Source organism: Ulvibacterium sp. (genome assembly GCF_965228935.1).
Lineage (GTDB): Bacteria > Bacteroidota > Bacteroidia > Flavobacteriales > Flavobacteriaceae > Ulvibacterium.
The window spans coordinates 216,135-237,324 of the sequence record NZ_OZ245846.1 but is presented as its reverse complement, the minus strand read 5'-3'; the positions used below and the strand labels follow the sequence as shown (position 1 = coordinate 237,324).

The following is a 21,190-nucleotide window of genomic DNA, read 5'->3' as shown; positions in this document are numbered from 1 at the left end:
GGATGCACTTATAAATCACTCATTAAAATGGAGTAGTGGTACTACCGAATAAAACTTAATGTTTTCAGTTTTTCCCCTTAAAGGTATATCGCTTAGGAATTGGAACTTGAATTTTTCATTGGATCGACTTTGATCGGCCACATGCTGTGTTACAATCAATTTCTCATTGAATTCGTTACACTTTTTCTCCAGGCGTGCAGCGGTGTTCAAGACATCTCCGTGAAATGCTATTTCACGTTTAATGTCTCCGATTTCAGTCGCCGTTACTACCCCTAAATCCATTCCGGCCTTGAACAAGGGAACTTCACCATATTTTGACATGTAGTAATCCTTGCGTTTGTTTAGGGCGGCGATGAATTCAAAAAATGCATTTAAGCAATTTTGCTGATGAAACCCTTCTTTCTTTTCCCAAAATAAAACTACTTCATCTCCAACATATTGATAGACCTGCGCACTGTATTTCTGTATAATCGGGGTTAGTTCGTGAATACACTCTTTTATGAAGGTACTGTACCTTTTATGTCCCAATTTTTCCGCCAGCGTTGTTGAATCTTTAAGGTCCAAAAAGAGAAAGATCAATTCTTCGTTTTTGGGATGGTAATACTTGCCTGTCAATAGATCAATTAGCAAACCAGGGCCAAATTTTTTATTGATATAAAGTATAAAATTCATCAATAGGATAAATGATGCGTAATAGACCAAGGCGGATGAGAGAAAATTAACCGAAAGTAAACCTTCAAGTATGGCCAGTTGTTCTTCAGTGACTAATTTGAAAGATGAAAACAAGTGGAATATTAGCCCACAAACGATAACAAATGCAATTAGATATAAAGCACTTTTCAATATAATATTAAACCCAAAACTTCTTTTCCGAAAGATTTGCTTTTCGGTCAATTGATTAATTAGAATGAAAAGAATTCCCAATAAAATTCCTGCAATGATTACCTCAAGGTGCCAAACGTTGGAATCAAAATAATCCTTTATCGCCCCATTCTGGAAAAAATTCTCTACTCCAAAATACGAGAAAAGAGTGTACATGTAAAGGACAATGATAAACGCCAATACGGTAACCAACCATTCTCTTAATTTTAACTTCATTGCGTATACTTTAATGATGCCTAACGCCGGGATAATCGTATAACCCACAGTATTCTACAGGTATACCAAAAGTACATATCCAACACATTGATTTTGTTAAAAGGGGAAATCCCATAACATGGCCAGCCATTCAGACTGGTTGGAAAATGAATAGAATTTCCAATCAATGTTTTCTTTAAGAAATTTATGAGAGAACATCTAACGAGTTGAATATATGCGCTTGGAATTTCATCTACATAATTTTCCACTACGTTTGTCTAATGTTGGCAGCTTCGATCTTAAAACAATCTGCCAAATGCAATACATCCGATTATCCACAATGGATATAATTTTAAGCATTCTAGTATTCTATTTCAAAATCCAGACCTTTGGCCGCCTCAACACATAACTTCATATCATGGGCACCAATGTGGGCATTGTAAATTTTCCTTTCTATGTTAAGTTGCTTTACGGTTTCGTACATTTCTTGATTATTGGCTTCGGCCACCTTTTTGGCGGTATCATAGCCTGCTTCCAATAGTACGTATGCGAAGGTGTGATTTACCCACCTTATTCTGGAAAGATCGGTTAATTTGGCCAGTTTACGAATTTCCTTTTGATGTATACCGGTCCTATCCGATAAGCGGTTCCTTTTCTCCTTGGACAGTATTTCCGGGTATAGCTTTAATGTGTTCTTAATGCCTAATAACTCCAATTCTACGGCAATGTCCTTGGAGATATTGGGAAAATCCCTTATCCTGTTCGGTTTAGGTCTATAACCGTTTACGACCCTCCTCAGAACCATCAGATAGTTTTCATCCAAACCGCTCTTCCCGGAAAACTCCTGAAGTTTTCCCTTGGTTTTCAGTGCCTTTTGCAGTTCATCAAGATTTTGGATCCCCTGTTTTTTTAGGATATCCAAATTTTCTTCAATGTTTTCCTTTAATACCATCCAGCTTGGGAGTAGGTCGGCTGATTTTAAAACTTTCTTGTATTGGTCGATACTTATTTTTTCCAAGTCGATATAGTACCCCATTTTACTTTTTTTTGGACTTAAGATCTTGCTATACCGATTATTTCCAGGTATGGAATAATTCGGGTGTTTGTTTTCATAATGAATCCTTCAATATATTGGCTTTAGGAGAGATTCATCTAGGTTCACAAAATATCGATATGTTCAAAATCTTTAAATGATATTGGTCAGTCCCTTATGCTATAGATCGAAGGAAAGATCAACCGAAGACTGATAATGTGCCTAAAAGCTCCATTTAATAGGGTGATAAAACCATTCCTGTTTTCATAGTATTAGGACAGGGGGTCTACAATTCAATCTCCCAGATACCAGTTGGCCCCACCGGCAATGACCTTTTCCTTAAATCGCTCTACGGATTTGCCAAAATCACCGCCTTTTTCAACTTTTAGGAGTTTATGTAGCTGTTCCTCCAGATTTTTAAAAGGTTTCATGCTCCTTTCCAGGCCCCCCTCCTTGTTCCGGAGGAGCCATAATCTTCGGTGTTCTTCCTGTATTGAAGTCAAACGACTTTGCATCGTATTGAGGTAGTCCACTCTTTGATCACTGGTCCAATTTTCTTTTTGTTGACCATAGTTTCTGATTTCGGCACCAAGACGCAGCATTTCTATTCCATTTCTAAGTTCGTTCCTAACCTCGTTCCCCGAATCGTTTTGGGCCGTAAAACTGGTTTCGTCCACATGGATATTCAAATCGATTTCCAGATCGTCCAAATGTTGGTTCAGCTCGTCCATTTGAAAATGTTGCTGATTCTCAAAACGGTTTTGGAACAATCCAAATAGGGAATCCCCCACCAGCTCCGGAAGCTTTTTTTCCAAGGCTCCATAAATGGTCTTTTCCAATACCGGATCGGCAATGCCAAATTGGTAGGCCATAAAGTTGTGGCTCATATTGGGCAAGTGTCGCTCTTCATAGTGATATGAGCGTCCCATGTCCAGGACAATACCTCCAAGATCTTGATTTTTATCATTGAACATATAGGTGTTCAAATACAGTTCCAACGGTAGGTTCCGCGAGGTAGCACTATTCCAACTTATGGCACCGGCATATGCGAATCCGGGATAGCTCACCGGAATATATTGCCAATGGCCCAGATCGCCCCAATCCGTCAACAACATGCCTTTGGCTCCATTTTTAAGGCCATTGATTACGGCATTTTCAATGTTGCCCAACATGTTGTCTGTCCTACCGGTAAGGGTCATCCAACTACTGGTTCCAGGGCATACCAAAAAATCCAGCCCCTGCTCCTTTATCCGTAAGGTGTTTTGGTGGAAGGGATGTTCGGCCTCGTATCCCCATTCCAACACGGTAATGTCCCTGGGCATATCTTTTAGCAATTCTGGATGTTTGCCTATGATATCGCCCCACATCCAGAATTCCTTACCTTCCGCCTTGGCCAAGTCGTATACTTTTAGGACATGATCCAAATAGATTTGCCCTACTCCTATTTCCGCTGCCAAGTCTGCAGTATTGCAATGTCCCAATTCAAAAGGTTCGTCCAGATTGGCATTGAATATGTTTGAACTGAAATGGGGCAACATATCTTTCATCATCTTTTCGATCAGTTCTATGCTTTCCTCGTTTGATGGATCCAGGGTGGTCTTTACTTTGCGCATGGGCATAATTTCATATCCGTCGGGACATTCCGCCAAGTGCCCATAGGCCGTTGTTTCCAACCAGGCCTGCATATGCCCCAAGGAATTCTGGTTGGGGACAAGCTCAATAAACCGTTCCCTGCAATAGACGTCCAACTCCCGTATTTCTTTAGGCGTTATAGGTGTTTCCTTGCCTTCCCATAGTTCCCTGAAACTGGGATATCCAAAAGAGAATCCTTCTACATACAATTGCAAATGATTGTACTTGAGCATTGAAAGTTGGTCCACGAGTTCTTTTAAGGTGTGCATCCGAGGTACCTTGTCCCTGCTAATGTCCAACATTAGGCCTCTGATGGCCAGATCAGGTTCGTCCTCAATTTTTAAGCAATCGATGGTTTGGGGAAACTGTTTTTTCAAATGATGTAGAGTGACTATGGCATAATAGGCCCCAGCGGGACGGTTGTAGTCGATAGTAATTCCACCTGGTAGTATTTCTAGTTGATACCCCTCTGGGGCCAGCCCGTCCATTTTTTTGAATCGAATTGAAGTCGTAGCCGAGGTTGTTTCAGTACGGTTTTCAAGAAGTCTATGTACCCAATTTTCGGCTTCGGGCAAATCGGTGGAGACTTCCCATTTCGTCGGCCAGCTAAATTGACCCTTTCCTGGAAAGATTTTTTTGGGTGAGGGGAGCAGGGACAACTCGCCGATCGAATCGTTTTGCAGTTCAAACCGATAAAAGGACAGGTCTTCATCGGTTATGTTGGCCTCGATTTGTTTAAACTCCTTATCCGCTTTGTTGTATTGGGCATTGAAAAAAACAAGGATGCCTATAAGTAGAACGAGTAGGCCCAAGAGGATATAGGCTGCAATTTTGAAAACTTTTTTTATCATTTGACGGTGTTTTTGATTAGCCGAATTTCTAAATGGGCCGCTCATATTGTTCCAATTCCTGAACTCCAATAGGAGTACACATTCCCCTAAGGAATACGAATACGGTGCCTTTTACCAATTCCGGGGAAGGGAGATCCAGGTGGCCATAAATTTTTTCCCGTGTTATACCGCTATACAGACGCTGGAAACTGATCCAGGATACGTTCATATCGACTTCTTCGCGAAACAATCCATTTTTGATGCCTTCTTGGATGATATCCGTGAAAAGGGAAAGCATTCTATCATTGGCCTCAAAGATTTCGTCCTGGAGTTTTGGATAATATTTGTTTAACTCGGAGTAAAATTTCGGGTTTACTTCAAATTCCAATTCCACGATACGTTGCATGACCTTGGAAAAAGCCGCTATGGCGTTATGGGTATTGAGGCTTATTTTCAATAATTCGTTAAATAACGATTGATAATGTTTGTTAAGACATACTCTTAAAAGTTCTGTCTTGTCCGTAAACAGCTTATAGACCGTTTTGGTCGAAATCCCTGTGAGTTCGGTGAGCCGTTTAATTGTAAAGGACTGTATACCGTTTTTCAAAAATTCATGTAGGGCGATTTCGAGGATTTCGTCTTTGGAGATTTCTGTAATTGGCATGGAAAATATTTTGAATTATATATTTTCCACAAGTGTACTGGAAAATATGATGATATTCAAATTTTCCAAGAGCTTTTTCATGATTTTATTCGGATTTTGGCGGATTCGGAAAAGTCGTATAGATAAATCGGCCTATTTACGGTTTGGTAAAATCGTCCCTGAAGATGGTCTGGCTATCGGCATTTTTTAGTAGTACATCGTCGATCATACCAACACCATTGAAAAAATAGCTGATCTCCATTATGGGCCCAATAGACTGGTTATAGGTACTTGAAAATATCGAGGTTCCGTTTAGTTTTAGGGTAACCTCTTTGTCCTCGGTCAGAACATCCACTTTTTGCCATTCATATACAGAGGTTCCGAACATGCTCAAATCTTCGTTCTTGCCATTGTGGAAAGCATCGCCCAATCGCATCTCCAATTCGCTTTCGCAACCTTTGTTTCCGAACATGATCCAATAAAACCCATCCATGCCCTGTACATGCAGGTTAAAAATAGGGCAGTCTATAGCTTCCAACGGTTCCATTTTAAATCGGATGCTATGCTCAAAATTATCTCCATTAAGACCAAAATCCGTCACATAGTAAAAGGCCAGCTGCATTTTTTTATTTAGGTCGATGCCCTTTTGTGCCAATCTTGATTTATCTATGCCCATGTAATCCTCCGTTGACCAGAAGGTAGGACTAATGGTATAGATTTCTTCCATGGGCTGCCGGGCGGCCATAAACCAATCCTTATAGGTTACATGTATAGGCAACTCCTTTATAATACGCTCATCCGCAAACAGTTTGGCCGTAAAATATCCGGGGATGTAATAAATGTCCGTTCGCTCATGGGTTCCCTTGAAGATTTCCACTTTTCGGCTGCTGTCCCAACTTTGTTGCAAAAAAAATCGGTCGGCGTCCACGCCTTCAATATCATAGTTAAAAACCACCGTATTGGGTATTTTCCCCTCGACCGTTTTCTCGTAGGAGAAGGAAACCTCCTCGGATACCTTTGATAAGGACTTTGTAGATGCGGTACCTGACAAGTATATACCTAAAACCAATAGTAGGAGTGCGGGAAGAAGGATTAAAAAGTAAATCCTGGGGCTTTTGGCTTTCCGAGGTTTTTTCTCAATTTCCCGCTTTGGTACGGTCTGTATTTTAGGATTTAGATACTCCTTTTTAAGGGAATGCCAATCCTTGTTGTATGCCAGATGTGCCAGAATATCCAGAGTAGTGGTATGGGGCAATCTTTCAAACTCGCTTTTCCAAATTCTTTTGACCGTGGAGAGGCTTAGTCGGTGGCCGGTTTGATCCTCAATAAAGAAAACGACGAACTCGTAGTCCTTTTGAACCCAGCCCGATACATCGGAAAGACCGGAAGCCCTTTCGATACGCTTTTTTATGGCTTCCAGGAGATTTTTGTCGTTGTCGGATATATGGCTCATTTACAGCGATTTAAAAAAATGAATCAAAAAAAAACCGAAAATGGTTGAAAAATGAAGGCCTTCCCACACCTTGCTTCCATTAGTTTGGAATTGTATTCATTTAAAATCATCAATCATGAAGTTACAGCATTATTTTTTGAGTTTCGCCTTTCTTTTATTCATACCATCCATGAATGGGCAAGAAACTTTATTCGAACAGGATAAATGTATTATTCTATCCGAAGAAAACAAACCTACAACGTATATCGATACAATTTATAAGGGGAAACGCAGTCTTAAACTGGATGGAAAAAAACAGTCCATTGCATTGACCAAGGACAAAAATGTAAGGAATTTTAGAGTAGAAATGGACATTGCCGGTGAGGTCATGTCCGGATTGGGATTCCGGGTACGGGACAAGTTCAATTATCGTTTTATTTATTTTAGGCCGGGAATGGGGGGTACCCGTGAAGCCATACAGTATATCCCTATTTACAATGGGGCCCTAAGTTGGGTGTTTTATAATTATCCGATTTATGAGACTACAGCGAATGTCAATTCCCTAGAATGGTTCCACGCAACATTTGAAGTCAGGGGAACCAATTTAAAGGTCTATGTAAATAATAGCCCGGAGCCACAAATGGATATTCAGCTTTTGGATTCGGAAATAGCCGGAGGTAATTTTATGTTGAGGAGCTTGTTCGGGGTTTCCTATTTTGCCAATATTACCTATAAAGAACTCCCAGACGTTAAATCCAAGACTTCCCAACCGAGCACGAATACTTTTTTAACGTCATGGGAAATCTCGGAACAATTTCCCAGGGATAGTGTATCCAATCATTTTGATACATTGATCAAAAAAGCGAATCGATCCAAAAACTGGAAGGTGATAGATCATCCACGGGACGAAACTGTAAATTTTTCCAGATACTTTGAATATCCCCAGGGGATTGTGGTGGCCAGAAAGATGTTAAAATCCGATAAGGACAAGAAATCTATCTTGAACTTTGATTTTGTCGGCAGGGTAAAGATCATGTTAAACGGCCATGAAGTATTCAGTTACCAAAAGATAAAATTTGAACGCATGTTCGACGGTATGTTCAGGGTAAACCTGGATCTGAAAAAAGGGGATAATGAATTATTGGTCGTTGCGGAAGGGGATGCCGGCTTTTTTGGAGGGAAAGGGTTTAAATATATGGGGCGACTGCAACATACCAATTGGGGATTTATAGCCCGTCTTGAGGATTAAAAAGGCATTTTTGCTCCCTTGATTCTCATCCACGTAAACAATTTTCCAAAACACTTAGGGAAAATAGTATTGAGCATATCTTATCTGTACTACGTCATTTTTCATTCGAAAACAAAGCGCAACAGAGCCAATTTCTTCAGACTAAAATGAAAGTGGAAAAGAATATACCGCTTGTGTAACCTATGTTACCATGGGACCTATTTATACATTGTAATTTTACTTTATACAAAGACGAAATTGTTTGGTTGATGAGTTGTTTTTAAGGAGCGGTCATTTTTTTGAATGGCCGTTCCTTATCCATTTTTCCTTGTAAATAAAAAATGTAGCTATGTCGTTTTTAAATGTTTTTTTTCGAGGAGCCAAGGAGCTGATGGATAAGATCGAGGTCTTGGATGCAAAGACTTACTCCAAGGCCATATCCGATACAAAAGTGCAATTGGTGGATGTCCGTAGCCCGGCGGAATACAATAGCGGACATATCAAAAATGCGGTGAACATCGATTTTTTCGATTCTGTTAATTTTGAAAGATCTTTTGGTAAGATGAACAAGGAGAAACCGGTCTACCTGTATTGTCGCTCGGGAAGTAGGAGTAGGCGGGCCAGCCATAAACTGGTACGTATGGGATTCGCAAAAGTCTATGACCTTAAAGGGGGCTATATGCGATGGAAATGATGGAAAGGTTTCGTAAATTTGAGTACCCAAAATGGAATAGGGCAGCTGCAAAAAACAGATTCTTTTGACTCCTTGTATAAAGTCGAATAAAAAAACCAAAGATGAAAACTTCAATTATCGTACAGAACCTAAAGTGTGGCGGATGTGCCAAGACCATCACCGAAAAGTTATCGGGAATAGATGATATTTCATGGGTTGAAGTGGATACGGAAAGTTCCATGGTCTCTTTTTTGCACGAAAATTCGGAAGATGCCTTGGTGGCAAGGGATACCTTGGCATCGTTGGGATACCCATCCGTGGATAGTAAAAATAACTTGGCACACAAGACACGCTCTTTTGTAAGCTGTGCCATGGGGAGACTATCAAAATCATGAGGAATACCATCCTTTTTTTGCTGTCATCGATCGTATTGATCATAGGATGTAAGGACGGTGTCAAAGTAACCGGGGAAAGTACGGATGGGGTGACTTCCAAGGAAGAAGCATTGGAAGCTAAGGCTGCACATCCCGGAAAGGGGCTTATGGAAAGGGAATGTTATATGTGTCACAATCCAAAGGCCTCTGAAGCCCATATGATCGCTCCGCCCATGGCAATGATCAAGATGCATTATTTGGATTCCACAACGACCAAGGAACAATTTACAGAGGCATTGGTATACTGGTTGAACGATCCCGAACAGGAATCCAGGATTCCCAATGCCGTTAAAAGATTCGGCAGCATGCCCTATATCCCCTATCCCGAAAAGGTCATTGAACAGATTGCGCATTATATGTACGATCATGAACTGGATCGGCCGGATTGGTTCGCCAATTATCTGGAAAGTGATGGACAAGGAGCTGAAAATCCATTGGGAAAATATGATTACGCCACAACGGGCAATGCCGAAAAACGCTATGCCAACAAGGGGCTTGGCCACGCCTTGGCGACCAAGGCACAATTGGGTCGGAACTTAATGAAGGCCATTAACGAAAAAGGAACCCAAGGAGCCGTTGAATTCTGTAATGTAAAGGCGATACCATTAACGGATAGTATGTCCGTAATGCAGAACGCGGTTATCAAGAGGGTATCGGACAAACCGCGAAATCCAAAAAATCAGGCCAATGCCAAGGAATTGGAACATATTAATTTCTTTAAGGAACAAATAGCTTCCGACAACAGTGTAGAGCCCATAGTGGAAGAACAGGATGGCGAAGTGAACTTCTACTATCCGATTACCACCAATACCCTCTGCCTACAATGTCATGGAAACCCCAATGAACAGATTGAACCGGAAACCTTGGCTGTATTAAGGAATCTCTACCCAAAGGACAAGGCCGTAGGTTATGGGATAAATGAGCTCAGAGGTATTTGGAGTATCAATTTTGAAACGGATAGCCCATAAATGTTCGCAAAAGTTAATGTTCGGGTATGCCAGAATCTAGTATCTTGGAGTCAAAGTGCTGCTAAATCATAAGTCACTGGAAGAAGGAGTTTGAACGAAAGACTATAAAACAGGTTTTCCCCTTAGTTTTTCAAATTGCTCATAAGCCTGTTTTACCTTTTCCTTCGGGGCTTTTTCAAATTCCTTTTTTGTAACCCTATAGTGTTTTTGGACACTATCCAATTTTTGACGCATTTGGGCTATTGTCTTGGAATAAGCGTCATCATCGATAGCATTGTACATTTCTTTTGGATCTTTTTGCAGATCATAAAATTCCCAAGTATCGATATCGTCATAGAAATGCATCAACTTATATCGTTTGGTCCGGATGCCATAGTGTTTTTTGACCATATGGAACGCAGGATAATCATAATAATGGTAATAAACTACATCCCTGAAATTGTCTTCTTCCAGACTACCGTCTAACAACCCCTTAAAGGACTTACCCTGCATTTTGGAATCCGTATCGGATATTTGTGCAAAGTCTAGGAAGGTTTGTGCAAAATCCAGGTTTTGTACTAAAGCTCCAATTCTTTGATTGGGGGGAATTGTACCGGGCAACTGCATCAATAGGGGTGTTCCAAAGGATTCCTCGTACATAAACCGCTTATCGAACCATCCCTTTTCACCCAAATAGAAACCCTGGTCCGAAGTATAGACCACTAAGGTATTTTCATCCAATCCACTTTTTTCCAGATAGTCCAACAGTTTGCCCACCCCTTCATCCACGGCGGCAATTGTGGCCATATAATCCTGGAGATAACGTTGCCCTTTCCAATGGGCCAGATCCCTTCCTTTTAACCCGGCTTGGTGAAAATCATTATTTTTTTCATTATAAGCCTTGTCCCATGCCTCTCTTTGTTTGGGACTCATACGTTCGAAATCAGTTTCCCACGGGTTGTGGGCAAGTTCCGTACTACCAAATTCCTGGGTCATTTTAAGATCGTGGCCCTCATACATATCCTTGTAAATGGTCTGTAACTGCTCTTGGGCCGCTCGTTGGCCCTTGAAATCCGGGAAATAGTTCTCCGGTAATGGAAACTGGACGGAGTCGTATATATTCACATGCCGTAGTGCAGGCATCCAGTTTCTGTGCGGTGCCTTATGATGTACCATTAAAAAGAAAGGCAAGGAATCATTTCTTTTCTCCTTTAGCCAGGATATGGCATCCTTGGTGATGATATCCGTTGCATAACCTTCTATTCGAGTAGTATCGCCATTTTCAATGAAGTCGGGATTATAGTAATTACCCTGGTCTACGATAATTTTCCAGTAATCGAAACCCTGGGGGAGACCATGCAAATGCCATTTGCCCACAATGGCCGTTTCATAACCGAATTGCCTCAGCATTTTGGGCAGGGTGGGCTGATTGCCATCAAAATGATCACCATTTTTCCGGAAACCATTGATATGGCTATGTTTGCCCGTAAGGATAACCGCCCTACTAGGCCCGCAAATGGAATTTGTGACAAAACTTTGGGTAAACAAAGCCCCATTTTTTGCTATTCTATCAATATTGGGGGTAGGGGCCAACCGGCTTATAGGATGTCCATAGGCGCTTAAGGCCTGTATGGCGTGGTCATCGGACATAATAAAAAGGATATTGGGCCTTTTACTTTCCAATGGTGTTTTAGCCATCTCTTGCTTACAGGAGAAGCAGACCAAAATGATGGCCAGGATTAAAATGAATCTTTGAGCCATTCTTATTTCTTGGAGGATACCTTAATCTTGGTTTGATGGTATTCACCATCGATGATGTTTTTCTTGATGAAACGGGATATCATATCGGTATAGGAATATGGCAAATTGGCCCAATCATGGTTCCCCTCCGGATCAAACACCAAGGTATATGAAGTATCCAGAGCTTCCAGTCTATCGGCAATGGAACTGGAACCGTCCAGCGGAAGATATCCTGGATCGGTCTCTTTACAATAGTGGTGGGAAGCAGAGGCAAAGGGTACCAAATTATCTTTTTCCCCATGGAACAACATGGTTGGAATCGTGTTTTTTTGGGTAATGTAATCTACATCCAGAACAGCCCCGGCTAGGGAAATTACCCCGGAAAACGTTAAACCCTCATAGGGTAAGGTCCTGAAATCATGGCGAAATTGCATGAAAGCGGTATTCAAGACGGCTTCCGCACCTGCACTACTTCCTATAAGGATGACATTGTTTTTATCAAATCTTAAATCGCCAGCCCTATCCACCAAATACTGGGTAGCCTTTAGAACATCTTCCGAAACCGCAAGAAAGGTCTCTATTTTCTCGTTGGTCGGGCAATCGCAGCCAAATGATTTTCCCTTTCTGGTCAATCGGTAGCTTATGGAGGCAACGGCGTATCCCTTTTTCGCCATTTGCCTGCTAAACTTGCTTTCCAAAACGTTGTCCCGCTTACCGATAGCAAAACCGCCACCATGAACCAATACTAGTAGAGGTTTATCGATAACGGTATCTCCCTTTATGGAATAAAAATCGAGTTTTAGGCTGTCCGAATAGGTATAGGTAACCCTGCCTATATCCGAAGAGATTAAATCCAAATATCGCTCTTGGGCATAATTTGTTCCAAACGTTAGGAACAATAGGACACCTAGTATCGGATGTGTGTATTTATGAACTGTCATTTAGTTTAGGATAAAGGAAACCTTTTGTGTTTCGACCGAGTTCGTGCCTACGAAAACCTCAAATACACCGGGCTCCGAAACAAATTCCAATTGGCTATTATAAAATCTCAAATCTTCGGGTTTTAGAATAAGGCGAACAGTTTTGGTCTCACCAGTTTTAAGAAATACTTTTTTAAAGCCCTTTAATGTTTTTTGGGGAGGTGTAATACTGCGGACCACGTCCCTAAGGTACAATTGCACAACCTCCTCTCCATCAAACCCCCCTGTGTTTTTTAGGGTCACGCTTATGTTAACCGATTCTCCCTGCCCAATTTCTTTTTTATCGATTTTTAGGCCGGAGTATTCAAATGTGGTGTAGCTTAAACCATAGCCAAAAGGCAACAAGGGCGAATTGGGGGCATCCAAATAGTTTGACCTGAATTTCTGAAATTCAGTGGATTCGGCAGGTCTTCCGGTATGTTTCATGCTGTGGTAAATCGGGATTTGTCCTACATTACGCGGCCAAGTAGCGGTAAGTTTGCCCGATGGATTGTAATCCCCAAATACTACATCGGCAATAGCGTTTCCCGCCTCCACCCCGGGATGCCAAACTTGTAGAATACTTGCAGGCAGGGCAAGTTCCTCGGGAATGGTCAAGGGTCTACCGCTCATCAAAACCAGCACCAATGGCTTTCCGGTATCTACCAGTGCCCGAATGAGCTTTTTCTGACTTTCCGGAATCGAGAGGTCGGTCCGGCTTGCAGCTTCCCCGCTCATTTCGGTGGCCTCTCCGACCACGGCTACGACAACATTGGACTTCAGGGCCAGATCAAGGGCCTCCTTGAGCAGGATTTCGGGCGAGCGCTCGTCTATTTCAATTCTGGGGCCAAATACATTGATTTTCTTGGCCAGTTCAGGATTGTCCGAAATATTGGCGCCCTTGGCGTAGGTAATCGTAGCATTTGGGGCAACGTTCCTGAAACCTTCCAGTACGGGAACGGACAATTGGGGGTTCCCAGTGGGGGCCCAGGTACCCAACATATTATTTTTGTTATTCGCCAAGGGTCCTATCAAGGCGATTTTTGCATTTTTTTGAACCGGGAGGACATCATTGTGGTTTTTGAGCAATACAAAAGATCGGGCAGCTGCCTCCCTCGCGGTTTTTCGATGTTTCGCATTTAGGATATCCTTGGCAGGTCGTTTAGGATCTATATAACGGTAGGGATCCTCAAAAAGCCCTAATTGGTATTTGGCTTCCAGGACTCTTCGACAGGCCTGGGTAATCTCCGCTTCACTCACCTTTTCTTCTTGAACGGATTTTTTTAAGGTGGTCAGAAATCCCTCGCCTACCATATCCATATCCAACCCCGCCTTTAATGCCAAGGCGGATACGGCCTGTAAATCGCCCAGTCCATGTGCGATCATTTCATTAACGGAAGTATAATCCGAGACCACGAAGCCTTGAAATCCCCATCGTTTTCGTAGCAAGTCGGTTATGAGCCATCGATTCCCGGATGCAGGGATACCATCGATATCGTTAAAGGATGTCATGGCGCTGGCGACTCCCGCATCTACGGCGGCATGGTACGGAGGTAGATACTGATTGAACATTTTTATCTTGCTCATATCCACGGAATTGTAATCACGACCGGCTTCCGAAGCTCCATACAATGCAAGATGTTTTACGCAGGCCAGCATCGTTTTTGGGTCGGCCAGATTATTTCCTTGATATCCTTTTACCATGGCCTTAGCGATTGCCGAACCCAAATAGGGGTCTTCCCCGGCACCTTCCGCAATACGGCCCCATCTAGGATCCCGGGCAATATCCACCATGGGTGAAAAATTCCAGTTGATGCCATCTGCGGTAGCCTCGGTGGCGGCGATACGTGCCAAGTTTTCTATGAGCTCCATGTCCCAACTACAGGAGAGTCCCAAAGGAATGGGAAAAGTGGTCTTATAGCCATGGATGACATCCGAACCAAATAACAAGGGGATTTTTAGGCGTGTGTTTTTTAGGGCTAGATCCTGCGCTTTTTTCATTTTTTCAGGGCCTGAAATACCAAAAAGTCCACCGACCTGTCCGGCTTTTAATTTCGTCTCTACATTTTTGCTTACTACGGATCCCGTGGCAATTCCTCCCCCAGGGGTAAGGAGGTTCAGTTGCCCTATTTTTTCGTCCAAGGTCATTTTTAGCAGGAGTTCCTCTACTTGCGGAATGGTTCTTGGTTCCTGTGCCACGGTCATACCAAAACAAAATGACAATAGGAGGAAGCTTAAGATAGGTTTGGAATTATTCATCTTCTCTATGTTATTCTACGGTTATGATTTTCGATTTATTTGAAATTCCGTTTTCGTTAAAGGCTTCAATGGCAAAATAATAGTTCTGATTGACATTTAAGGATTTCAGCTCCAAGGAATGATCATCATAAACCATCCAGGAACTGTACAGTTTATCCGGGGCTATTCCCCAAAGTACATTGTAACCCTGTGCATTTTTTGACGGGATCCAAGAAATTTGGGCATCCCTTCGATCAGACTTTCTGATTACGGAAAGACCTTTCACCGATTTGGGCAGTTTTCCGCTGCCCCTGCCAAAAATGCGAAGTCCGGAAATGGAAAGGTGGGGTGTGGGAACATGAATGTTTTTGTACCGGACAAGCCGGACTTTTTTGGGGGTCCGCAGTTCGGTATAATCGTTTGGAACATCCTTTGTATTGGAGCTGCGATCAACAAGAATTTCCCAATTTTTTCCATCCAGTGAGGCTTTGATGGTATATTGATGGTATAATCCGGGAATCTTTCCGTACATGCCGGATTTATAATCGTTGTAGTTGACCTGTATGGCATGTACTAGACCGGGTCGTTCCAAATCGATTTCGATCCATTGTCCCTCATTATTTTCTTGGGCCAACCAAAAGGTCTTTATGTTTTCGTCCACCATATTTTTGGGATCGTAACCCGGGACATGGGACGAGGTCCGTATCGGTTTTTTATAGGATAGCAACATCCAGCCCCTAAAATATTCTTTTTTATCGGGTACTGAAGGTGCATAGTGGGGATAATCCCCAAATCGTGTATTGCTATACAACAATCCATCATCATCAAAAAAAGTAGGGAATATACCCACACGTCTTTCCCAGCCAATATTTACATTGACCGCCATGGAAGCGAAATGCCAATATTGATTATTGGGCCCTTGTACCGTACTACCATGCCCCGCGCCGTTGATAAAACCGCCAGGCTTATAGGAGAATGGATTGTTGGCCATATAGTTGAAAGGTCCCAGAGGGGAATCGCCTACGTAAGCCCCATCTCCATAGACGTTGAATTCCGTACCCGGGGCGGCATACTGTAGATAATATTTGTTTTTGTATTTGGTCATCCAAGGTCCTTCGATGTAACCGCCTAATATGGTATCGGAATGGTTTTCCCCAAAACGCTCCCAACCATGCTTTTCCGGTTGCAGGTTGAATAGTTTATGGATTTCCTCAGAAGGTCGGAATCGTTTGGTACGATTCAATTTTTTGGCCCGTATCGGAAATTTATTGGAAGAACCCCAATACATATAACCCTGTCCATTATCATCGATAAACAAGGCCGGATCTTGAAGTTCATGCAAAATGGAGGGTGTTGCAGCCCATTGCCCATTTTGTGGCTCGGTGGAATAAAGTACGCTCATGGATCCTGATGGATTACCGGCAACGTAGAGCACGGAATCCTTAAAATTAAAGGCCGCTGGGGCATTGGAACCTTGAAAATACCATTTTTTAGGCGTGATAAAATCCCATTCCGTGAGATCTGTAGAGTGCCAATAGCCCATGGAACGGGTAACAAACATATAATATTCGTCCTTGAATTCAACTACTGCCGGGTCAGCCCCGGAGCGATAGGAAAGATCCCTATGCGCGTTGTAGATCATATAGGTATAATCTATATTGATGGGATTACAGTAGGTCTCCTGTTGGGCATTAATCGGTAATGTATAAATCAATGCAAAGAAAATGACAATGCCAAATAAGGGGGTATCACTGCGCATACTGAAATCCCAATTTGTCCAGCCCGGTTTGAACATCTTCGTTTTGCATAAACAGATTCCACAGCAAACCGGATCTATAGTTTTCTATCATTATGATAATGGGGCCTTGATCTATGGCCAGATAGGCCTCGGCCACCCAAAAGTTATAATGGGGGCTAAAAGCATCGTAAAAGCCTGCCGGCCCTAAAAGTCTATCCTTGTTTGCGTAAAAATAATACAAAGCTTTCAAGGATTCGTCTGGTGTATAAGGGATTGAGCTTATGGCGGCCGTCGGGGAAAGGACACCAGTGTCATTGGTTGGACTGTGAGCATTATAGCCTATACTTCCATCAGTATTTCGGGTGTAGCTGGCCGTAAGTCCCCAAGCATCTTCCCCATAACCGAAATAGTTCTTCGGGTTTTCAACGCAATAGTTATGATTGATCTTGGCATGGTTTACGTTTACATCCCAATAATTGGCATAATCATCGGAAAGGCCTTTTGGGTTTAGTCCCAAATAAGAATAATGTGCCCAGAACAAGGGCCCGCCGAACGGAGCATCCCCTGCATGGTCTACCACTAATGGAAAATTGTATTGGGTATCGGAGGATTTGATTCCTCCATTGGAAGCCCATCCACTGTCATAGGTTTTCCTGGATATACCAAAATCGGGAGAGGCTGCCGCCAAAACATAGGTGATGAGCACTTCATTATATCCCTTTAATTCCAAATTGATGGCAAAACCATGGTTGGGACTCCAATGCCAATACAAGGCATCTTTGTTTTGGGTATACCAATCCCATTCTATTCCTTTCCACAAAGCATCGGCTTTATCCGCCAATGCCTTTTCGGTAGTATTGCCATTTTTAAAATACTCCTTTAGGCATATCAATCCCTGGGCCAAAAAAGCAGTTTCGACCAAATCACCACCATTGTCCAAGGGGCTAAAAGGAATGACATTACCTGATCTGCCATCGATCCAATGGGGCCATGCACCATGAAAGCGATCCGCGGTATCCAAAAAATTCAATACCCCAGTTAGTCTTTCCACGCCTTGTTGCCGAGTTATAAATCCCCTTTCCATACCCACCAATATAGCCATTAGTCCAAAACCTGTACCTCCCGTAGCGACCACATGTTGATCCCGTGTCGGCTCATTAGGGTGATATCTTTCCCGTGCTCCACCGGAATTGACCTCGGCAAAGTCCCAAAAATACTTGAAGGTTTCCCGTTGGGTAAGGTCTAGGAGTTCTTCATCATCTATAGCAGGGTCATTAGGTATGTTGTCTTTAGGAGGTTCTTGAGTTTGGGGCAGGCCAATAGGGCCGTTTTGATTATCGGAAGAACAAGCGGCCATCCACAATACAATAAAGAAAACACCTAACGATTTCTTCATAATGCCTCTTGCGATTTAGGACGATGAAAACCCAATTTACCCAATCCCGTGGCAACATCCTTGTTCTTCATAAAGAGTTTCCAAAACAGGCCACTTCGGTAATTTTCTATCATTACAGGGATCGGGCCTTGATCTATGGCCAAGTAACGTGGCAAATACCAATCGTGTTCCAAACTAAAGGCATCGTAAGGGCCATATTTACCTATCAGGGAATCTTGCTCGTTATACATAAACCTTAGGAATTCCATGCTCTCTTCGGGGGTATAGGGCATGGAGGACAGTGCGGCCGTGGGAGAAATTACACCAAGGTCTTTATCGGGCCGGTGTCCGGCATAACCTTTCATGGAATAGCTGGAGGTCAATCCCCAGCAATTTGAACCATATCCCTTGTACTTATTTGGATTATCTACGCAATATCTATAGTGTATAAGCGCATGGTTTTTGTTCAATTTCCAATAATCCGCGAATTGATCGGTGAGTCCGTTTGGGTCAAGCCCTAAATATGAATAATGGGCCCAAAAAAGGGGGCCTACCGGGGATTTGTCATGTTCGTAATGATCAAGTTCGGTTTCCAGTTCATAGAAAATGGTATCCTTGGTTATTGCCCCATCTCTTGCCCACCCTTTTTCATATACCGTTTTCTGTATGGGATATGTGGGGGAGGCGGCCGCCAAAATGTACATAATCAGACACTCATTGTACCCACCAACGGGGAAGTTCATTTCCCAGCCGTGCTTTGGGGACCAATGCCAATAGAGGACGTCCTCTCCATTCTTGGTATACCAGTTCCATTCTACTTCTTCCCAAAGTTTTTGGATTTTATGGGTAAGTTTTTTTTCCCTTACATTCCCATTTTTAAAGTATTCGCTTACGGTTAGGAGCCCTTGTATCAAAAATGCGGTTTCTACCAAATCCCCTCCGTCATCCTTGGCGCTAAAGGGAGCTACTTTTCCATTGGGCATCAACCAATGTGGCCAAGCCCCATGGAAGCGATCGGCCTTTTCCAAAAAGGCGATAGCTTTTTCATAACGCTCCAAAGCTTGTTCGCGGGTTATAAATCCACGTTCAATTCCCGCTAGGATAGCCATCAATCCAAAACCTGATCCCCCAATGGTAATGATATCCTTATCATGCGTTGGATAGATATTGTCCATATGGATACGCTCCCTGGCCAATCCGGAAATAGGTTCGGCCCCGTCCCAGAAGTAATTGAACGTCTGTTTTTGAATGGTATCCAACAGCATGTTATCCGACCATTCCCTTGTTTTGGAAATACGGTTCACAGACTTTTCCTTTGTAGAAAAATGGCCATTGCAACCAAACAACAGTGAAGCAATGGCCATTACAGTTAAAATTAACCTCATGAAAACTAAACTAACTCAAACTAACTTACAACTATTTTTACAGATCGAAATCCCTGATATTTTGTACTTCCTCCTGTGTCAATGCCTTATCGTAAAGGCGTAATTCATCAATAAGGCTCAGGTCCGACCAGTGGTTCCATCCCGTGAAGTTCGGTGCCCCGGACATAATGGAAAGTATATCACAGTCGGTCCAATCCACTCCTTCAAATGCTCCTTGGGAGACGATTTCACCATCAATATATACCACGGCTTCCGTATCCGATATGGTGAACGCCAAATGAATCCATTCTCCGGTAGCCGGATTTACATCCGCAGCTTCCCCGCCATCGAACCAGGTACCTCCGGCGCCGGAACCTACATTGAGTTTGAAACGCTGGTTGCCTCCGGCATTTTCCCTAAAAAACCGGAATCCCTTAGTGAGGTCATTGTCGGCCCCATCGTTGATCATAGGGGAACCCATGACCAGGATTCCTGCACGATCGGGATCGGCATTTATTTTATACCACATCGTTGCACTGAACTGATTTGTGGTCAATCCATTGGTAGGAAAGGTAAGATAGGAATCCGTTGCACCGACATAAGCATCGCTACCGGCCGCACTTTCTCCAGCAAAGCCGGGACTTCCTTCTACGGTAGCTTCAGTATCGGTAAAAAGGTTCTTGTAGTCGCCATCAAATGGCATATAGAACATTTCACCATCAAAAGTGGCGTCATATAAGGGAGGTGCTTCCCCGGAATCGTCCTGAATAATGGTCCGCACTTCTTCATGCGTAATCGCCCTATCAAAAATCCGTAGGTCATCCATATAGCTTTCGTCGGACCAGTGGTTCCATCCCGTGAAGTTCGGTGCCCCGGACATGATGGAAAGTACATCACAGTCCGTCCAATCCACACCTCCAATAAGTGGGCCTTCCCTTACAATTTCCCCATCGATATAAACTACGGCCTCGGTATTGGAAATGGTAAAGGCCATGTTTACCCATTTATCCGCTGCCGGATCTACATCCGCTGCCTCGCCTCCATCGAACCACGTGCCGGAATCGCCGGAACCCACATTGAGTTTAAAACGTTGCATTCCTCCGGCATTTTCCCTAAAGAACCGGAACCCTTTGGTCAGGTCATTACCCCCCGTGGCATTTAAGGGAGGACTCATGACCAAAATACCGGCTCTATCGGGCACTGCATTTATCTTTAACCAAAATATGGCACTAAACTCCGCATTCTTAAATCGATCGGTAGAAAAAGTCAAGTAGGAATCGGCCGCCCCTGCATAGGCACTTGGCCCGTTAAGACTCTCATTAGTAAAACCTGGATTACCTTCCATGCTAGGTTTCTCAAAACTTATGAGATTCGTATAGTCGCCATCAAAGGGGACGTATAAAATTTCCCCAGTGTACTTGGGTATATAGGCGGGTTCCTTAACAAAAGTGGTCGTTTCGGTAGTGGTCTTTCCATCCAAATCCGTGGCGGAAACGGAAAACTCGTGTGTTCCGTCATCAATCCCATCATAAACCAAATCCTCTACGATGAAGCGGCGATAGTCCTTAAAACTGGAATAACTGGCTATTTGTGTACCATCCATAATGACCCTTACGGATCCCAATTCGATATCATCGGTCGCCTCAAACCGAATAGGTACGCTGGTCAATTCTTCATTTACCTTTAACGATAACCCATCGGCCGGGGAATTTATAGTAATCTGGGGTGCAGAGGTATCCGGCCCCGGATCAACTTCGGTAATGCCATCTATACCCTGGTCGCAGCCATAAAACAAAACTATGGCGACCACACTTGTAATACAGTACTTTATTGCTTTCATTTTTCCG

General features: G+C 43.0%; 16 protein-coding genes. 4 read left to right on the top strand and 12 right to left on the bottom strand.

Annotation, left to right across the window (positions count from 1 at the left end; genetic code table 11):
- Positions 1-15 precede the first annotated feature (15 nt).
- From ACO06Y_RS01075 to ACO06Y_RS01055, 5 genes are all read right to left on the bottom strand, one after another.
- The gene (locus ACO06Y_RS01075) at positions 16-1,098 is read right to left on the bottom strand and encodes an adenylate/guanylate cyclase domain-containing protein (RefSeq protein WP_422081975.1); all 1,083 of its coding nucleotides are present in this window, start codon (positions 1,096-1,098) and stop codon (positions 16-18) included.
- Positions 1,099-1,438: 340 nt separating this feature from the next.
- A complete protein-coding gene (locus ACO06Y_RS01070; protein ID WP_422081974.1) occupies positions 1,439-2,113 on the bottom strand; it encodes a DUF4332 domain-containing protein in 675 nt (224 codons plus the stop codon).
- A 290-nt stretch (positions 2,114-2,403) separates the two neighbouring features.
- Positions 2,404-4,593, bottom strand: coding sequence for a beta-N-acetylhexosaminidase (locus ACO06Y_RS01065; protein WP_422081973.1), 2,190 nt, complete (start codon positions 4,591-4,593; stop codon positions 2,404-2,406).
- 28 nt (positions 4,594-4,621) lie between these two features.
- Positions 4,622-5,236 (bottom strand): TetR/AcrR family transcriptional regulator, encoded by a 615-nt coding sequence (locus tag ACO06Y_RS01060; RefSeq protein ID WP_422081972.1) that lies wholly within the window; start codon positions 5,234-5,236, stop codon positions 4,622-4,624.
- A gap of 136 nt (positions 5,237-5,372) precedes the next feature.
- A complete protein-coding gene (locus tag ACO06Y_RS01055; protein ID WP_422081971.1) occupies positions 5,373-6,668 on the bottom strand; it encodes a hypothetical protein in 1,296 nt (431 codons plus the stop codon).
- Positions 6,669-6,783: 115 nt separating this feature from the next.
- On the opposite strand from ACO06Y_RS01055, the gene ACO06Y_RS01050 reads away from it, so the two are divergent.
- From ACO06Y_RS01050 to ACO06Y_RS01035, 4 genes are all read left to right on the top strand, one after another.
- Complete coding sequence (locus ACO06Y_RS01050; protein WP_422081970.1) at positions 6,784-7,896, top strand: hypothetical protein; 1,113 nt, start codon at positions 6,784-6,786, stop codon at positions 7,894-7,896.
- A 328-nt stretch (positions 7,897-8,224) separates the two neighbouring features.
- Complete coding sequence (locus ACO06Y_RS01045) at positions 8,225-8,569, top strand: rhodanese-like domain-containing protein (protein ID WP_422081969.1); 345 nt, start codon at positions 8,225-8,227, stop codon at positions 8,567-8,569.
- A gap of 101 nt (positions 8,570-8,670) precedes the next feature.
- Entirely contained in the window at positions 8,671-8,943 is a 273-nt protein-coding gene (locus ACO06Y_RS01040) for a heavy-metal-associated domain-containing protein (RefSeq protein WP_422081968.1), read from the top strand.
- Positions 8,940-9,950, top strand: coding sequence for a Tll0287-like domain-containing protein (locus tag ACO06Y_RS01035; protein WP_422081967.1), 1,011 nt, complete (start codon positions 8,940-8,942; stop codon positions 9,948-9,950). Before ACO06Y_RS01040 ends, ACO06Y_RS01035 begins: the two co-directional genes overlap by 4 nt.
- Positions 9,951-10,052: 102 nt before the next feature.
- Here ACO06Y_RS01035 and ACO06Y_RS01030 read toward each other — a convergent pair whose 3' ends face one another.
- From ACO06Y_RS01030 to ACO06Y_RS01000, 7 genes are read right to left on the bottom strand one after another with little or no spacing between them, the layout of a single operon-like run.
- Positions 10,053-11,690, bottom strand: coding sequence for a sulfatase (locus ACO06Y_RS01030; RefSeq protein WP_422081966.1), 1,638 nt, complete (start codon positions 11,688-11,690; stop codon positions 10,053-10,055).
- Between the two features lie 2 nt (positions 11,691-11,692).
- The gene (locus tag ACO06Y_RS01025) at positions 11,693-12,610 is read right to left on the bottom strand and encodes an alpha/beta hydrolase (RefSeq protein ID WP_422081965.1); all 918 of its coding nucleotides are present in this window, start codon (positions 12,608-12,610) and stop codon (positions 11,693-11,695) included.
- On the bottom strand, positions 12,611-14,887 hold the full coding sequence (gene bglX / locus ACO06Y_RS01020; RefSeq protein WP_422081964.1) for a beta-glucosidase BglX: 2,277 nt from the start codon (positions 14,885-14,887) through the stop codon (positions 12,611-12,613).
- Between the two features lie 10 nt (positions 14,888-14,897).
- Positions 14,898-16,625 (bottom strand): family 43 glycosylhydrolase, encoded by a 1,728-nt coding sequence (locus ACO06Y_RS01015; RefSeq protein WP_422081963.1) that lies wholly within the window; start codon positions 16,623-16,625, stop codon positions 14,898-14,900.
- Positions 16,615-18,000: a glucoamylase family protein gene (locus ACO06Y_RS01010; RefSeq protein ID WP_422081962.1), complete on the bottom strand. Its 1,386-nt coding sequence runs from the start codon at positions 17,998-18,000 to the stop codon at positions 16,615-16,617. The genes ACO06Y_RS01015 and ACO06Y_RS01010 overlap by 11 nt, the downstream gene beginning before the upstream one ends.
- Positions 17,997-19,364: a glucoamylase family protein gene (locus ACO06Y_RS01005; RefSeq protein WP_422081961.1), complete on the bottom strand. Its 1,368-nt coding sequence runs from the start codon at positions 19,362-19,364 to the stop codon at positions 17,997-17,999. Before ACO06Y_RS01005 ends, ACO06Y_RS01010 begins: the two co-directional genes overlap by 4 nt.
- Positions 19,365-19,401: 37 nt before the next feature.
- Entirely contained in the window at positions 19,402-21,183 is a 1,782-nt protein-coding gene (locus tag ACO06Y_RS01000) for a LamG-like jellyroll fold domain-containing protein (RefSeq protein ID WP_422081960.1), read from the bottom strand.
- Positions 21,184-21,190 lie beyond the last annotated feature (7 nt).

Bases quoted from the DNA above. Each gene is read 5' to 3' on its own strand.
- ACO06Y_RS01015 (WP_422081963.1), bottom strand. From the start codon at position 16,625: ATGCGCAGTGATACCCCCTTATTTGGCATTGTCATTTTCTTTGCATTG.
- ACO06Y_RS01035 (WP_422081967.1), top strand. From the start codon at position 8,940: ATGAGGAATACCATCCTTTTTTTGCTGTCATCGATCGTATTGATCATA.
- ACO06Y_RS01010 (WP_422081962.1), bottom strand. From the start codon at position 18,000: ATGAAGAAATCGTTAGGTGTTTTCTTTATTGTATTGTGGATGGCCGCT.
- ACO06Y_RS01040 (WP_422081968.1), top strand. From the start codon at position 8,671: ATGAAAACTTCAATTATCGTACAGAACCTAAAGTGTGGCGGATGTGCC.
- ACO06Y_RS01070 (WP_422081974.1), bottom strand. From the start codon at position 2,113: ATGGGGTACTATATCGACTTGGAAAAAATAAGTATCGACCAATACAAG.
- ACO06Y_RS01000 (WP_422081960.1), bottom strand. From the start codon at position 21,183: ATGAAAGCAATAAAGTACTGTATTACAAGTGTGGTCGCCATAGTTTTG.
- ACO06Y_RS01005 (WP_422081961.1), bottom strand. From the start codon at position 19,364: ATGAGGTTAATTTTAACTGTAATGGCCATTGCTTCACTGTTGTTTGGT.
- ACO06Y_RS01055 (WP_422081971.1), bottom strand. From the start codon at position 6,668: ATGAGCCATATATCCGACAACGACAAAAATCTCCTGGAAGCCATAAAA.
- ACO06Y_RS01065 (WP_422081973.1), bottom strand. From the start codon at position 4,593: ATGATAAAAAAAGTTTTCAAAATTGCAGCCTATATCCTCTTGGGCCTA.
- ACO06Y_RS01060 (WP_422081972.1), bottom strand. From the start codon at position 5,236: ATGCCAATTACAGAAATCTCCAAAGACGAAATCCTCGAAATCGCCCTA.
- bglX (WP_422081964.1), bottom strand. From the start codon at position 14,887: ATGAATAATTCCAAACCTATCTTAAGCTTCCTCCTATTGTCATTTTGT.
- ACO06Y_RS01045 (WP_422081969.1), top strand. From the start codon at position 8,225: ATGTCGTTTTTAAATGTTTTTTTTCGAGGAGCCAAGGAGCTGATGGAT.
- ACO06Y_RS01050 (WP_422081970.1), top strand. From the start codon at position 6,784: ATGAAGTTACAGCATTATTTTTTGAGTTTCGCCTTTCTTTTATTCATA.
- ACO06Y_RS01030 (WP_422081966.1), bottom strand. From the start codon at position 11,690: ATGGCTCAAAGATTCATTTTAATCCTGGCCATCATTTTGGTCTGCTTC.
- ACO06Y_RS01025 (WP_422081965.1), bottom strand. From the start codon at position 12,610: ATGACAGTTCATAAATACACACATCCGATACTAGGTGTCCTATTGTTC.
- ACO06Y_RS01075 (WP_422081975.1), bottom strand. From the start codon at position 1,098: ATGAAGTTAAAATTAAGAGAATGGTTGGTTACCGTATTGGCGTTTATC.